The 14,708-nt window shown below is 74.1% G+C and carries 13 protein-coding genes and 1 pseudogene; 5 read left to right on the plus strand and 9 right to left on the minus strand.

The window, feature by feature from the left end:
- Window positions 1-187: 187 nt before the first annotated feature.
- Both IE225_RS15650 and IE225_RS15655 read left to right on the plus strand, forming a co-directional pair.
- Window positions 188-2,287, plus strand: a complete 2,100-nt coding sequence (locus IE225_RS15650; RefSeq protein ID WP_190058121.1) for an ATP-binding SpoIIE family protein phosphatase — start codon at window positions 188-190, stop codon at window positions 2,285-2,287.
- A gap of 162 nt (window positions 2,288-2,449) precedes the next feature.
- A complete protein-coding gene (locus IE225_RS15655) occupies window positions 2,450-3,676 on the plus strand; it encodes a cytochrome P450 (RefSeq protein WP_190058122.1) in 1,227 nt (408 codons plus the stop codon).
- Between the two features lie 116 nt (window positions 3,677-3,792).
- Here IE225_RS15655 and IE225_RS15660 read toward each other — a convergent pair whose 3' ends face one another.
- The 8 genes from IE225_RS15660 to IE225_RS15695 all read right to left on the minus strand — a co-directional run bounded on the left by IE225_RS15660 (window position 3,793) and on the right by IE225_RS15695 (window position 12,214).
- Complete coding sequence (locus IE225_RS15660) at window positions 3,793-5,049, minus strand: cytochrome P450 (protein ID WP_190058123.1); 1,257 nt, start codon at window positions 5,047-5,049, stop codon at window positions 3,793-3,795.
- Window positions 5,046-5,663: a GTP-binding protein gene (locus IE225_RS15665; RefSeq protein ID WP_190058124.1), complete on the minus strand. Its 618-nt coding sequence runs from the start codon at window positions 5,661-5,663 to the stop codon at window positions 5,046-5,048. Before IE225_RS15665 ends, IE225_RS15660 begins: the two co-directional genes overlap by 4 nt.
- The gene (locus tag IE225_RS15670; RefSeq protein WP_190058125.1) at window positions 5,644-6,000 is read right to left on the minus strand and encodes a DUF742 domain-containing protein; all 357 of its coding nucleotides are present in this window, start codon (window positions 5,998-6,000) and stop codon (window positions 5,644-5,646) included. The genes IE225_RS15665 and IE225_RS15670 overlap by 20 nt, the downstream gene beginning before the upstream one ends.
- Window positions 5,997-6,416, minus strand: coding sequence for a roadblock/LC7 domain-containing protein (locus IE225_RS15675; protein ID WP_190058126.1), 420 nt, complete (start codon window positions 6,414-6,416; stop codon window positions 5,997-5,999). Before IE225_RS15675 ends, IE225_RS15670 begins: the two co-directional genes overlap by 4 nt.
- A gap of 125 nt (window positions 6,417-6,541) precedes the next feature.
- Complete coding sequence (locus IE225_RS15680) at window positions 6,542-8,293, minus strand: sensor histidine kinase (protein WP_190058127.1); 1,752 nt, start codon at window positions 8,291-8,293, stop codon at window positions 6,542-6,544.
- 513 nt (window positions 8,294-8,806) lie between these two features.
- A complete protein-coding gene (locus IE225_RS15685) occupies window positions 8,807-9,250 on the minus strand; it encodes a response regulator (protein ID WP_190058128.1) in 444 nt (147 codons plus the stop codon).
- Window positions 9,247-10,809 (minus strand): sensor histidine kinase, encoded by a 1,563-nt coding sequence (locus IE225_RS15690; RefSeq protein ID WP_229879617.1) that lies wholly within the window; start codon window positions 10,807-10,809, stop codon window positions 9,247-9,249. Before IE225_RS15690 ends, IE225_RS15685 begins: the two co-directional genes overlap by 4 nt.
- A gap of 70 nt (window positions 10,810-10,879) precedes the next feature.
- Complete coding sequence (locus IE225_RS15695; protein WP_373303196.1) at window positions 10,880-12,214, minus strand: PP2C family protein-serine/threonine phosphatase; 1,335 nt, start codon at window positions 12,212-12,214, stop codon at window positions 10,880-10,882.
- Window positions 12,215-12,499: 285 nt separating this feature from the next.
- Here IE225_RS15695 and IE225_RS15700 point away from each other — a divergent pair, with 285 nt between their 5' ends.
- The 3 genes from IE225_RS15700 to IE225_RS15710 all read left to right on the plus strand — a co-directional run bounded on the left by IE225_RS15700 (window position 12,500) and on the right by IE225_RS15710 (window position 13,655).
- A complete protein-coding gene (locus IE225_RS15700; protein ID WP_190058131.1) occupies window positions 12,500-12,994 on the plus strand; it encodes a lamin tail domain-containing protein in 495 nt (164 codons plus the stop codon).
- A 170-nt stretch (window positions 12,995-13,164) separates the two neighbouring features.
- Window positions 13,165-13,377: a hypothetical protein gene (locus IE225_RS15705; RefSeq protein WP_190058132.1), complete on the plus strand. Its 213-nt coding sequence runs from the start codon at window positions 13,165-13,167 to the stop codon at window positions 13,375-13,377.
- Window positions 13,378-13,493: 116 nt separating this feature from the next.
- Entirely contained in the window at window positions 13,494-13,655 is a 162-nt protein-coding gene (locus IE225_RS15710) for a hypothetical protein (protein ID WP_190058133.1), read from the plus strand.
- An 86-nt stretch (window positions 13,656-13,741) separates the two neighbouring features.
- Here the strand turns inward: IE225_RS15710 and IE225_RS15715 are convergent.
- Window positions 13,742-14,289, minus strand: a pseudogene (locus tag IE225_RS15715) (YciI family protein).
- Window positions 14,290-14,708: the final 419 nt, after the last annotated feature.

The raw sequence follows: 14,708 nt of genomic DNA on the forward strand, positions 1-14,708 counted from the left end.
CCGGCCCGGCGCGACGGCCGGCGGTGATCCGCCGGCCGCCGCCACCGGCGCCGCCCGGGCCCCGGCCCGCCCGGCGCCGGGGCGGGACCGCCGCGGGTGGAGTTGCGGCGGCATCCTTGGGGCCTTCTCCTGAGAGAGAAGACGCACACGGACGGCGGCGTCATGGGAGCGGCGTCATGGGAGGCGTATGACCGGCCGCGACAACCGGTTCCGGGACGGGCCGGTGGAGTGGGGACAGCCCGCCGAGCTGGTGGTGGACGCCACCTGGCGGGTGCTGGCGTACACGGGGGCCGCGCTGGACCTGCTGGGCGGTACGGCCGACGGGCTGTCCGGACGGGACCTGGCGTCGGTCTTCGAAAACCCCTCGGCGTGGGCCGAACTGGTCCGGGAGGCCGAGCGGGGGCGGTGCAGCGGCGGGCACGCGGTGCTGCGCAGGCCCGGCGGCGGGCGCGTGAACATGGACGTCGGCGTGTCGGCGCTGGCGGGCGACGGCGGGCCGCGGTTCCTGGTGCGGCTGCTCGCCACCGAGGACTCGGAGCTGGAGGACGGCTTCGGAATGCGGGTCAACCTGGCCGGCGGGCCGCTGGTGCCCGACCCGCAGGTGCGGCAGCGGCTGGACCTGCTGCAGCGGGCGGCCGTGCGCATCGGCGGATCTCTGGACGTGGTGCGCAACGCCAGGGAACTCGTCGACCTGCTGGTACCGGTCTTCGCCGATCTCGGCGCGGTCGACCTCATCGAGGCCGTACTGGACGGCCGGGAGCCCGGGGAGTACGTCCCGGGTACGCCGATGCGGCGCGTCGCCGTGGCCTCCCGGGCGGGCGTCTGGCCCCGGGAGCTGTACGGGCTGGGCGACACCGTCCGGCTCGGCGACATCGAGTCCGAGCACCTGCGGCGGGGCACCGCCGGGGTGCTGCCAAACCTTGAGCCCCTGCGCGGGAAACTCGCCGGCGACCCCGCCCGGCTCCGGCTGATGATGCCCCCGGACGCCACGTCCCTGCTGGTCTTTCCGCTGCAGACGCAACAGGCCGTCCTCGGCGCCGTGGCGCTGTGGCGGTGCTCCGGGCGCGCGCCGTTCGACCGGGCCGACGCCACCCTCGCCGACGAACTCGGCTCCCGGCTCTCCCTGGGCCTGGACAACGCCCGCCGCTACACCCGCGAGCGGCGCACCGTCGAAGCCCTCCAGCGCGGCCTGCTGCCGCCCGGGGCGGTGCGCATGACCGCGGCGGAGGCCTCGGGGACGTACGCGCCGGCGAGCACCGCGGCCGGAACCGGCGGCAGCTGGTACGACGTGATCCGGCTGTCCGCCACCCGCGCGGCCCTCGTGGTGGGCAAGGTCGCCGGGCACGGCATGCACGCGGCCGGCGCGATGGGCCGGCTGCGCTCCGCCGTGCAGACCCTCGCCGACCTCGACCCGCCGCCCGAGGAACTGCTGGGCCACCTCGACGACCTGGTCACCCGCATCACCGAGGACGAACCGCACCGCTCCGCGTCGGTCGCCGGCTCCCTGCGGGGAGCCACCTGTCTGTACGCGGTCTACGACCCCGTCACCCGCCGGTGCCTCGTCGCCAGCGCCGGGCACTCCTCGCCCGTCCTGGTCCGGGCGGAGCAGGGTGAGGTGGAGGAGGTCAAGCTGCATCCGGGACCGTCCCTGGGCACCGGCACCGAGCCGTTCGAGCCGGTGGAGCTGCACCTCCGGTCCGGCGACGTGCTCGCCCTGCACAGCGGACCGCTCACCCCGGGCGGTCAGGACGCCGAGTCCGACCTGGCGGCGCTGGACGCCGCGGCCCGCACCGCCGCCCTCACCCGGCGGCCCCTGACCGAGATCGCCGACCGTGTGCTGTCCTGCCTCCGGCAGGAACCCCGCGAGGAGGACATCGCCGTGCTGCTGGCCCGCGTCGGCCAGGTGCCGCCCGACTGCACGGTCTTCTGGCAGCTGCCCGCCGACCCCGCCATGGTGGCCCACGCCCGCACCCTCGTCGCCGCCCAACTGGCCCACTGGGACCTGGCCGGGCTCGGCTTCACCACCGAACTCATCGTCAGCGAGCTGGTCACCAACGCCGTCCGCTACGCCGGCGGTCCCATCGGCCTGCGCCTGACCCGGGACCAGCGCCTCGTCTGCGAGGTCTCCGACCCCAGCCAGGCCCAGCCCTACCTGCGCCGCGCCCGCCTCTCCGACGAGGGCGGCCGCGGCCTGTTCCTCATCGCCCAGCTCGCCCACCGCTGGGGCAGCCGGTACACGCCCGGCGGCAAGACGATCTGGACGGAGCAACTGCTGGATCCCGTCTGACGCCACGGCCCCGGACGGCGCTCCCACGGCCCCTCAGTCAGGGGCGGTTTTCGGCCAACCGGGCGGCGTCACGGTCAACACTCGGCGCGGAGAAGGCTGTTGAGGGCCATCGGCCGTCCCTAGCCTGGTGCGCGCGATACGCCGCCCAGCCCAGGGAGCTCCATGTCCACCGCGCAGCAGATACCCGACATCCTCTCGCCCGAGTTCGCCACCGACCCGTACCCGGCGTACCGGATCATGCGGGAGCACGCCCCGCTGATCTGGCACGAGGCCACGCAGAGCTACATCGTCTCGCGTTACGAGGACGTGGAGTACGTCTTCAAGGACCGGCACGGCGAGTTCACCACCGAGAACTACGACTGGCAGATCGAGCCGGTGCACGGCAAGACGATCCTGCAGCTCAGCGGCCGTGAGCACGCCGTGCGGCGGGCGCTGGTGGCCCCGGCGTTCCGGGGGAGCGACCTGCAGGAGAAGTTCCTGCCGGTGATCGAGGGCAACTCGCGCGAGCTGATCGACGCCTTCCGGCACACCGGCTCCGCCGACCTGGTCGCCGACTACGCCACCCGCTTCCCCGTCAACGTCATCGCCGACATGCTGGGCCTGGACAAGGCCGACCACGACCGGTTCCACGGCTGGTACACGTCGGTCATCGCCTTCCTGGGCAACCTCGCCGGCGACCCCGAGGTCGCGGCGGCCGGCGAGCGCACCCGCGTCGAGTTCGCCGAGTACATGTTCCCGATCATCCGGGAGCGCCGGGAGAACCTCGGCGACGACCTGCTGTCGACCCTGTGCGCCGCCGAGGTGGACGGCGTCCGGATGAGCGACGAGGACATCAAGTCCTTCTGCAGCCTGCTGCTCGCGGCCGGGGGCGAGACCACCGACAAGGCGATCGGCGGCATCTTCGCCAACCTGCTCACCCATCCCGAGCAACTGGAGGCGGTGCGGCGGGACCGCGGCCTGATCGACCGCGCGTTCGCCGAGACGCTGCGCTACACCCCGCCCGTCCACATGATCATGCGGCAGTCGGCGACGGAGGTCACGCTGAGCGGCGGCACCATCCCCGCCGGGGCCACCGTCACCTGCCTGATCGGTGCCGCCAACCGGGACGGCAGCCGCTACCGCGACCCGGACCGCTTCGACATCTTCCGCGACGACCTGAACACCACCACGGCCTTCTCCGCCGCCGCCGACCACCTCGCCTTCGCCCTGGGCCGGCACTTCTGCGTCGGCGCCCTGCTGGCCAGGGCCGAGGTCGAGGTCGGTGTGAACCAGCTCCTCGACGCGCTGCCCGGCCTCCGCCCGGCCGACGGCTTCGACCCGGCCGAGCAGGGCGTGTTCACGCGCGGCCCGCGCTCTCTGCCGGTGCGGTTCACCCCGTCCGCCGCCTGAGCCCGTCACCGGCCGGCCCGGAAACACCGGGGCCCGGCGCACGGGGAGCGGCCGGTTTCCGCCGCCGATCCCCGTCCGCCGGGCCCGCCCCGGCCGCAACTGCACGACCGGCGTGACTACTGCACGACCGGCGTGAACAGCACAGGCAGCTCCACCAGGCCGCGCATCCACAGGGACGGCCGCCAGGACAGCTCCTCCGGCTCCACCGCCGGCACCAGGTCCGGCAGCCGCTCCAGCAGCGTCTCCACCGCCGTACGGGCGATGACGTCGGCCAGCAGCGGAGCAGGGTAGGGGCAGCGGTGCTCGCCGTTGCCGAAGGACAGGTGGGCGGAGTTCTCGGCGCCCACGTGCGCGTCCGGCCAGATCTGCGGGTCGGTGTTGGCCGCGGCCAGGCCCAGCACCAGGCAGTCGCCCGCGCGGATGCGCCGCCCGCCGAGCTGGGTGTCGCGCACGGCCCAGCGGCCGATGAAGTTCTGCGTCGGGGTGTCCAGCCACAGCACCTCGTTCAGCGCCTCGCCCACGCTGAGTCGGCCCCCCGAGACGTTGAGGGCGAACCGCTCGTCCGTGAGCAGCAGCCGCAGCGTGTTGCCGATCCAGTTGGCCGTCGGCTGCTGGGCCGCCGCGATCACGGAGATCAGATCCTGCACGACCTCCTCGTCGGTCAGGCCGGCCGGGTGGTGCAGCATGCGCGAGGTGACGTCCGGGCCGGGCTGCTCCCGCTTCTCCCGCACCAGCTGCCGGATGCGCTCGCCCACCCGCGTGTACGCCGCCACCGGGTCGTCGCCCTCGGCCGCGTCGAGGGAGATCCGCAGATCGTCCACGAGGTGCTCGGTGTCCGTCCCGGTGTCCGGCATCCCGCACATCTGCACCGCGGCGCGCATCGGCAGGGCGTGCGCGTACGCGCTCATCAGTTCGGCCTGCCCGCTGCCCGCGAAGCCGGCGATGAGCCGGTCGGCGATCCGCCGGCACTCGCGGGCCAGCTCGAACTGGTCGACGCCCTCCAGCGCCTCCGTGATCACCCCGGCCCGCCGCCGGTGCTCCTCGCCCTCGGTGAACAGCACGGACGGCTGGTGGCCGACGAACGGCAGCAGCGGCCAGTCCGGGGGGATGCGCTCCCACTGGTTCCAGCGGCGCGAGTCCCGCGCGAACAGCTCGTCGTGGCTGGTGACGTAGCACACCTCGGGATAGCCGAGGACCAGCCAGGCGGGCACGTCGCCGTCGAGGAGCACGGGCGCGACGGCGCCGTGCTCCCGGCGCAGGGTGCGGTAGAGCTGGGACGGCGTCTGCTGGTACTCCAGGCCGGCCAGCCGCACGGCCCCCGAAGGGACGGGGCAGCCGGCGGCGGGTGCGGCGGAGTCCGCGGTGTCGGTCACGAGGTGGCCTCCCGGGCCAGGGCCAGTTCGTAGAGGTGGTCCACGAGGGTGATCAGCACGTGCTTGCCCGAGGCCCGCACCCGCGCGTCGCAGTCGACCATCGGCACGTGCGCGCCGAGCGCGAGGGCCTGGCGGATCTCGTCCAGCGAGTGGCGCACGGGTTCGTCGTCGAAGCGGTTGACCGCCACCACGAACGGCGTCCCGTGGTGCTCCAGCCGGTCTATCGCGTACCAGGAGTCGTCCATCCGGCGCGTGTCGACCAGCACCACCGCGCCGAGCGTGCCGGAGAACAGCCGGTCCCACAGGAACCAGAAGCGCTCCTGGCCCGGCGCCCCGAACAGGTACAGCACCGTGCGCTCGTTGAGGCTGATCCGCCCGAAGTCGAAGGCGACGGTCGTGGTGGTCTTCGCCCGCACCCCGGTCGTCTCGTCGACGCCCACACCGGCCTGCGTCATCACCTCTTCGGTGTTCAGCGGCCGGATCTCGCTGACCGAACGGACCAGGGTCGTCTTGCCGACCCCGAACCCGCCCACGATGACGATCTTCAGGCCGGTCTCTGCGACATCGGCCAGGGGCGCACGGCGCGTGGGGAGCTCAGAGGCTGCGGAGCCCATGGAGCACCTCCTTGAGAAGGGCGGTATCGGGAAGCGAGGCGGCGGAACGCGCCGTGGGCGGATGGCGGGCGGTGATCTTCCCGGCGGCGAGCAGGTCGCCGAGCAGGATCCGCACCACCGTGATGGGCAGCCGCAGCTCCGCGGCGATCTCCACCACGGCGGTCGGATGCCGGCACAGCTCGAGGATCCCGACGTGCTCCGACTGCATTCCCGCGGCCGGTTCGCACTCGCTGACCACCAGGGTCACCAGGTCGAACGTGGTGTCGGCGCGGCTGCGCCCGCCCGTGACCGTGTAGAGCCGGTCGGGATCACCGGTGTCCACGGGCCGGCGCATCACGAGGAGGCGCTCCCCGCCACCGACCGGCGCGGCTCGGCCCGCAGATGCTCGCCGATCTGCTCGACCAGCTCGGTCATCTGGTGGCCCACCACTCCCGGATCGGCGTCCTCCTGCGCCACGACGGCGAGATGGGCACCCTCCCCGGCCTCCACGATGAACAGCAGCCCCCCGTGGAACTCGGTCATGGAGTGCCGCACTCCGCCGGTCCCGTCGCCGAACTCCACGGACGCGCCCTGGGCGAGGGCCTGGATGCCCGAGCAGATCGCGGCCAGCTGGTCCGCCTGGTCCAGGGTCAGGTGCTCGGTCCAGCAGAGCTTCAGTCCGTCCCGGGACAGCACCAGGGCGTGCCGTGTGCCGGGGGTGCGCTCCAGGAGGTTGTGCAGGAGCCAGGTGAGGCTGTTGTCGGTCGTCTGCATGGCGGGTGATGGGACGGTGGTGCCCGGATGCCCGGTCACCGGCCCGTACCTCCAATCTCGGGAACTGCGGCGGGTGTCGGCGTCGCGACCCCGGGACGCCGTACGGGAAGGGGGATCTACGAGGTCTACGGGGCGGCCGGGGGGCCGGAGGGCTTCTCGGGCCCCTCCGCGCCGGCCTCGGGGCCGGTCTCGGGGCCGGACGCCCCGGCACGGCGGGCGCGGTGGAAGGCGCCGAAGCGGGAACCGGCGTCGCGCGCGGCGGCCGGCGGCCCGTCCTTGTGGGCGGGGCCGCCGCCGGACGTCCTGCGCCGCAGGCGCTCGCGCTCGGCCTCGGCCATGGCGCGGCCGGGGGCGCGGACCGGCAGGCCGTTCGGGGTGGCGCCCGCGGACCGCGGCCCGGGCACCTCCGCGGCGGGCTGCGCGGGAGGCGCGTCCCGGCCGGGGGCGGCGGCCTCGTCGGCGCCGTCCCCGGCCCGGGAGTGGACCGGCGCGGCGACGGCGGGGCGCGGCCGCTCCTGCGGGACGGGATCGCGCTGCTGCGCGAGCAGCTGCGGGGGCAGCAGGACGACGACGCCGGTGCCGCCGCGCGAGGACGGCCGGAAGTTGACGCTGATGCCGTACTTGGCGGCCAGGCGCCCCACCACCGCGAGCCCCAGCCGGGTGCCCTGCAGCGAGGCCAGGTCGGTCACCTGCCCGGACACCGCCTTCTCGGCGTACCGCAGCGCCGCGTCCGCCATCCGCAGGCCGCTGTCCTCGATGGTGACGACGATCCCGGCGGTGCGCTCCTCCACGTACACGTGGACCTCGTCGATGGGCGGCGAGAAGTTGGCGGCGTTGTCCATCAGCTCGGCCAGGAGGTGCATCACGCCCTCCGCGGCGTACCCGGAGATCGCCGCGCGGGACGAGCAGTGCATCCGCACCCGCTGGTAGGCGGCGATCCGGCCGACCGCGCCCCGCAGGATGCTCTCCATCACGATCGGCTTGTTCCACGCGCGGCTGGAGCGGCCGCCCATCAGCAGCGCCAGCCGGTCGGTCATCAGGCCGAGCTGGGAGGTGCTGTGGTCCAGCTTCAGCAGGTCCCCGAAGACCTCCTCGCCGTGGCGCTCCTGCATCTCCCGCAGGTCGGCGAGCATGCTGACGGCCTTGGCCTGCACGCGGCTGAGCGCCTTGGCGGAGGCGGCCTGCGCGGCGGCCGCGCGCCGCTCGCTGAGGGCGAGTTCCCGCACGAACAGCTCCGTCGGCACGCGCAGCAGCTCGATGCGCGGCCACTCCAGCCGGGCGAGCACGGTATCCGCCGAGCCGCCCTCCCGCAGCCGGTCCACGGCGGCGGGCAGCGTCCGCCGGGTCAGCTTCTCCAGCTCTCGGCCGCCCTGCTCCAACTCGCCTTTCAGACGGCGCTGTTCGGCCTCGGCGAGCTTGCCCTGCCGCACCGCGTCCGCCACGGTGGTGGCGAACAGCCCGACCAGCCGACGCAGTTGGGCGTCGGCCAGGGGGGCCGTGCCGGCCAGGGCCTCCTCGGCGCTCGCGCCGTCCCGCAGCCGCTGGACGACGGCGGGCAGCGTGACGTTCACCAGGTGCGCGGACTCCGCGCTGTACTGCTTCAACTGTTCCTTGATCGTGGCGAGTTCGTCGTCACGCCGGGTGCCGGCCCGGCGTGCCCGGCGTACCGCCAGGAACCCGGTGACCACGGCGACGGCCACGCACAGCCACGCCACCGACGCCACCGCCGCGACCCACGGGCGGGCCTCGGCGGGCGCCTTCGCCGCCACGGCGCCGGCGCCGGCGGCGGTCACCACCAATACGGTCAGGGGCACGCCCGGCGCGGGGCGTGACGCCTTCGCTGTCCGGTGCTGACCGGGGCGAGCAGGCACTGGCATTCCACGGTCCCTCGGGTGCTGCGGTCAGGGATGCAGGGCGGACCGGCGCAGGCCGGCCGCGCGCCGGACCGGCGTCACCGCGGCAGGGATGATCGACAAGACCGGACGTGCGGTTCATGCTAGCCATGCCGTCCGGCCGAAAAGCTCAATCGGCCGTCTCCCGGGCCCGGTTCCGCATTTCGTCGTGAAGTCGCCATCGGCCCACGGGGGCGTGGTAAGGGGACGCGGGGGCGACGTGCGACGCGCACCGCGGCGGTTGGGGTTCGTCTGGCCGGATTTGTCAACCACCCGTGCGCGAAGGGGAGTTCGGTGTGCGCCGTCAATCCCCGCAAGAGGTGGCCGTTTTCAGCCACTCGCCTGTTCGGCCGGCCCCCGCCGGCTGCCCGGCCGACCGGTGGAAGGGGACCTCGGGCAGGCCGAGGACGAGGTGGTGGCGCCCGGCGGCCACGGCCAGGGATCCCCGGGCGTGCAGGACCCGTGGAGCACGGGCCCTGCGAGGGTCTCCGTCCGGCGTCAGTGGTTGCGGGGCAGGCGCACGACCGTGACGAAGAACTCGTCGATCTGCCGCACGGCCGCGATGAACTGGTCGAGGTCGACGGGCTTGGTGACGTAGGCGTTGGCGTGCAGCTTGTAGCTGCGCAGGATGTCCTCCTCCGCGGAGGAGGTGGTGAGCACGACGACCGGGATGTGGGCCAGGTCCGGGTCGGACTTGATGCGCTCCAGGACCTGCCGGCCGTCGTACTTGGGCAGGTTGAGGTCGAGGAGGATCAGGTCGGGGCGCGGGGCGTTGCCGTACGCGCCGCGGCGGTAGAGGAAGTCGAGGGCCTCCTCGCCGTCGCGCACGACGTGCAGCGTGTTGCCGATCTTGTTGTCCTCGAACGCCTCGCGGGTCATCAGTTCGTCGCCGGGGTCGTCCTCGACGAGCAGGACCTCGATGGGTTCGACGCGGCTGGTCATGCGGAGCTTCCTTCCAGGGCGGAGCGGTCGGCCCGCGGCGCCGGGCCGCCGGCCTCGGGGGAGGAGTGCAGGGTGAAGCAGAAGCGGGTGCCGCCGGTGTGGGCGGTGTCGATCCAGATGCGGCCGCCGTGGAACTCGACGATCTTCTTGCACAGCGCCAGGCCGATCCCGGTGCCGGAGTAGGCGTCGCGGCCGTGCAGCCGCTGGAAGATGACGAAGACCTTCTCGGCGAACTCCTCGGGGATGCCGATGCCGTTGTCGCTGACGCACAGCCGCCACGCCGGAGCGTCGTCGCCGCCGTCGGGGTCGGGCTCGCAGGTGATGCGGACGACCGGCGGACGGTCCGGGTGGCGGAACTTGACGGCATTGCCCACCAGGTTCTGCCACAGCATGACCAGCAGGGTCGGGTCGCCGGTGATCTCGGGCAGCCGCTCCGGCCGCTCGACGCGGGCGTGCGACTCCTCGATCGCCGTGGCGAGGTTGGCGAGGGCCTTGTCCAGCGCGGTGTCGAGCGGCACGGGCACCCGGGCGTCGTTGAGGCGCCCGACGCGCGAGAAGGTGAGCAGGTCGTTGATGAGGATCTGCATGCGCTTGGCGCCGTCCACGGCGAACGCGATGTACTGCGTGCCGCGTTCGTCGAGCCGGTCGCCGTAGCGCTTCTCCAGCAACTGGCAGAAGGAGGCCACCTTGCGCAGCGGTTCCTGCAGGTCGTGCGAGGCGACGTAGGCGAACTGCTCCAGCTCCGCGTTGGAGCGGCGCAGCTCGACCGCCTGCGCGTCCAGTTCCGCGGCCTGGCGGGCCAGCGCGTCGCGCCGGGCCCGGGCCGTCTCCAGGGCGGTGACGACGGTCTGCCGCATCGCCTCCACGTCCTTCGCCAGCGCCCGTACGTCCGCCGGGCCGTCGGCGGGGATGCGGTGGCCGAACTCCCCGCCGGCCACCGTGCGGGAGGCCGCGCTCAGCCGCTGCAGGGGGCGGGTGACCAGCCGCCGCAGCAGGACGGCCACGGCCAGGCAGGTCAGCAGGAAGACCGCGACGATGGCGCCGAGCACCCAGTTGCGCACCGTGCGGATGCGGCCCAGCTCCGCGCTGCTGCGGCCGCGCACGTCCGCCAGGTGCCGGTTCTGCGCGGCGAACAGGGACCGCAGGTGGTCGAACTGCGCCTTGCCGCGTTCGGCGGCGGCGCGGTCGACCGTCCCCGGCCGGCCCGGGGTCACCCGCTTGATCGACGGCTCGGCGTAGGTGCGCCGCCACCGGTCCGCCGCCCGCTCGATCGCCGCCACGTCCGCCGCCTGCTGCGCGCGGCCCGCGGTCAGAGAGCGGATACGGGCCGCCGCGTGCCGTTCGCCACTGCGGCCCTCGGTGTAGGGGCGCAGGAACTGCGCGTCACCGGTGGCCAGGTAGCCGCGCAGCCCGGTCTCCTGGTTGACCAGCGCCGTCTGCAGCCGGTACGCCTCCACGCGCGCCGGGGAGATGCCGTACAGCAGCTCGTCGGAGACCGCGGCGGTGCGGTGCAGCAGCAGGCCGCCCGCCACGGTCCCGGTGATCACCAGGACCACCATGACGGCCAGCACCGCCGTCAGCCACCCCTGGACGGTCAGCCGTGCGCCGGCCCGGGAGGCCGTCCTGTCCTCAGCCGCCGTGTCCACCGCCATGTCCTTCCGCGTCGTCCTCGTGCTCCGTGCCGCCGGCGCCGCCCGCGCTGTCCATGCCGTCCGCGCCGCCCGGCCGCCGCCACCGCAGGTGGATGACGGCCACGTCGTCGGCGAGTCCGCCCCGGTCCGCCGCCAGTTCCTCCGCCTTCCCGATGAGCGTGTCGACGAACGGATCGGCCGGGACGTCCGCGTACCGGCGCGCCAGCTCCAGCAGGCCCGCTTCGCCCAGCCGTTCGGGCCCGGCCCCGGTGTGCCCCTCGAACAGGCCGTCGGTGAACAGCACCACGCCCGCGCCGGCCGGCAGGGCCACCTCCTCCTGCCGCCAGCGCGCCCGTCCGGGCACGATGCCCAGCGCCGGCCCGCCGGGCACCTCCACCCAGTCCACCGCGCCGCCCGAGCGCAGCAGCAGCCCCGGGTGGCCGGCCCGCAGGACGCGCATCCGCCGCCGGTCCGGCGGCAGTTCGAGGGTGGTCAGCGTCGCGAACAGCTCCGGCGCGGTGCGCTCGGCCACCAGCACCTGCTCCAGCCGGCGCGCGGCCGCCACCCCGGTGACCCCGCTGATCATCAGCGTGCGCCAGGCGATGCGCAGCCCCACGCCCAGGGCGGCCTCGTCGGGGCCGTGCCCGGAGACATCGCCGATGACGACGTGGACCGTGCCGTCCTCGCCCTCGACGACGTCGTAGAAGTCCCCGCCCAGCAGCGCCTGGGCGCGGCCGGGCCGGTAGCGGGCCACGACCTCCACCGCGCCGGCCGAGCGCAGCAGGGGAGAGGGCAGCAGTCCGCGCTCCAGCCGCGCGTTCTCCTGCGCCCGCAGCTGACTGGCCTGCAGGGCGGCCGCCGCCAGCTCGGCCTGCTTGCGCTGCACCGCGTAGCGCACCGCCCGGCTCAGCAACTCCGGTTCCACGCGCCCCTTGACGAGGTAGTCCTGGGCGCCGGCGGCCACCGCGGCCAGACCCGTGCGCTCCTCGGCCAGACCGGTGAGCACCACCACCGCGGTGCGGCCGGCGCTCTCCAGCACCGCCGACAGCGCCTCCAAGCCCTGCCCGTCGGGCAGGTGCAGGTCGAGCAGGACGCAGTCCGGGGCCGCCTCGGCGAGCGAGCGCACGGCCTCCGCCAGCGACCGCACCCACACCAGGTCCGCCTCGATGGCGCTGTCCGCGAACAACTCCTCGACCAGCAGGGCGTCACCGGGATCGTCCTCGACCAGCAGGACCGAATGGCGCTCGAAACCCGGCAGCGCCCCGGTCCGCTCCCGCGCCGCGGCGGGTGCCGTCCCCGGCTGGGCCGGCAGGCCGGGAGCGGGACGTTCCACGCGCGTGCGGTCCGCGCCGCCGAACGCCATGCTCTGTGCCCCCTGTCACCCATGGGCCCGGTGGCCCTCTACTGATTCTTCACAGGGGCAAGGATCCTACTCCGCCGGTCGGACGCCGTGGTGACGCACCACCGGAGGTGCCACCGGCCACTCTGCCCCCGCCCACCCGCCGGCCGACCGCACCGGGTGCGTGGTCTTCACCGGAATCTCACACCGTCGTCACCCCGTGCTCACCGTTCCGGTATGCTCCATCAGCTTCATCCGCACCATTGAGGGGGGAACCTCATGCGTATACGTCACGTCCTGGCCGCGTCCGCGATAGCCGGCGCCCTGGCCGCCGTCACCGCCGCGCCCGCCCAGGCCACCGAGTACTCCTCGGCCCTGAAGATCAAGGGCATCCAGTACGACGCGCCCGGCCGGGACTCCAACCGCTGCTCCGGCGGCAACACCAGGGACGAATACCTGACGATCAAGAACTACTCGCGCTCCACGACGGTCAACCTCAAGGGCTACGTCGTCAAGGACGCCGCCGGGAACCGCTTCGTCTTCCCGTCCAACCACTACCTGCAGCCCGGCGACTACGTGAAGCTGCGCGGCGGCCACGGCACCGACTCCGACGCAAACAACGTCGTCTACCGCCAGAACTGCAACTTCATGTGGAACAACGACAAGGACACCGTCTACCTCTACAAGTCCTCCGGCTCCCGCGCCGACGTCCACTCCTACACCGCCTCCCGCGACGACCGCGACGGCAACGGGTACATCACCTACCACGGCTGACACCACGGCCGACCGCCCGCGCCGAACGCCCCTTTGGCCCGCACCTCCACGGTGCCGGAGGGGCGTTCGCGTCCTTCGCGTCCTTTCGTCCCGTCTCGTCGGCGCTGTCCGGCGCGACCGGGGCGATGCCCGCGGATGCGGGGCCGGAGCGGGGGGATGATCCTGGAGCCATGGCCGGACAGCCGCGTGTGGTGGTGTACCCGCCCGATGAGGACGGCGGCCGCAGGGTGCGCGTGGCCGGCACCCTGCTCGGCCGGGCGTTCAGCCTGCGGGACGTGGTGGCGCTGCTGCGGGAGGCCGGGCTGCGGGGCTGGGAGGAGAGGGACGTCGTACGCACCGACCGCGTCCAGTGGCGCGGGGGCGGCCCGGGGGAGTGGGGATAGCCGGCCGGGGCCGGGCGACCGTGCCGCCGCGACCGTGCGGTCACGGCGGGCGGGAACGGGGAGAGGCGGGGAAGGAGCGGGGGGATGGGGGAGGGGCAGGGAGCGGGGGCTGGAAGGTGGACGGGGACGGGACCGGCCGCGCCGAGTTGCGGTGCGCCGCCGCCCGGGGCGGTACGGCGGAGGTCGTCGCGCCGGCGAAGGCGCCGGACGTGGCGGGTGCCGCGCGTGCCGTCTTCATCCCGCGGGTGAGCGTGGTGCCGTACCCGAGGGAGGGGTGAACTCCGGCTCCCGGGGCGGGAGTACGGGATTAACCCTCCGCGCGTTCTTCAGGCCGGCCGCGTGAGGCGCCCCGGGCCCCGGCTCCTCACAAACGTCCGCCGAACCGCCGGCGGTGCACCTCCGTGCCGGCGTACCGGTCCGGAGTCAGCACGGAGCGTGCCGTCTCCGGGTCCGGCGCGCGGACCAGCGCCGCCGTGCCCAGCCAGGCGGTGCCGTCGTCGGACAGCAGCGGTCCGTACGCGATCAGCTCGTCCCGGCCGGGCGGTACGGCGAGGTCGGCGGGCTCCCCGCGCCGAGGCCGAGCACCAGGTACCGGTCGTCGCCCTCCCGGCCGCCCGGAAAGTCCCCCATCGTGCGGCCCAGCATGGTGCGCCACCGGCGCAGCAGCACGTCCCGGTACACGCCGGCCTGGTGGTTGGGCTCGTCGAAGGCGAACGCGCGGGCGGCGGCCGGGTCCGGCAGGTCGACGATGTGCACGCTCCCGGTCGGCGTGACGCCGTCGTCGGCGAGGGTCGGACCGCGGGCGATCAGCTTCGCGGCGTACCGGTCCATGGAGGACCAGTGCTCCTCCAGCAGCTCGTGGCGCAGTGCCAGGGAACCGGGGCGGTCGCGGTGGTGGCAGAAGAACTCCATCGGTCCAGTCTTCCGGCACCCAGGACGCGGGCCCAGCGATTATCGGCGGGGCCGCCCCGCCGTGCCCCGGCTTCTTCCGTCCGGGGGCGCGGGCCCGCATCCGCCGCGCCCTCCGCCGTTCGCCTGAAAAATCCACCCGAAATCCACCTGGTGCATGAACGATGCGTCCCCGGTCCCCGGCCGGACGGCGACGCCGTGCGACCGGCCGCTCACTGTCGCGGGCGACCGGTGAAATCCGTGAAGTCCCGTGAGGTCGTCCCGCGCTCCACCGCGGTCGGAAGCGATGCGCAAGCGACGCAGACCCGGGTTTTCCGCCCGATGCGCTCCCCGGCCGGTTGGCGGCCGTGCGCCGGGGGCACTCAGAGCCCACCCAGACCCGTGCCGGTCGGCGCCGACCGCGTACCGCCGGCGACCTTCGG

It is taken from the genome of Streptomyces echinoruber, assembly GCF_014651135.1.
GTDB lineage: Bacteria > Actinomycetota > Actinomycetes > Streptomycetales > Streptomycetaceae > Streptomyces > Streptomyces echinoruber.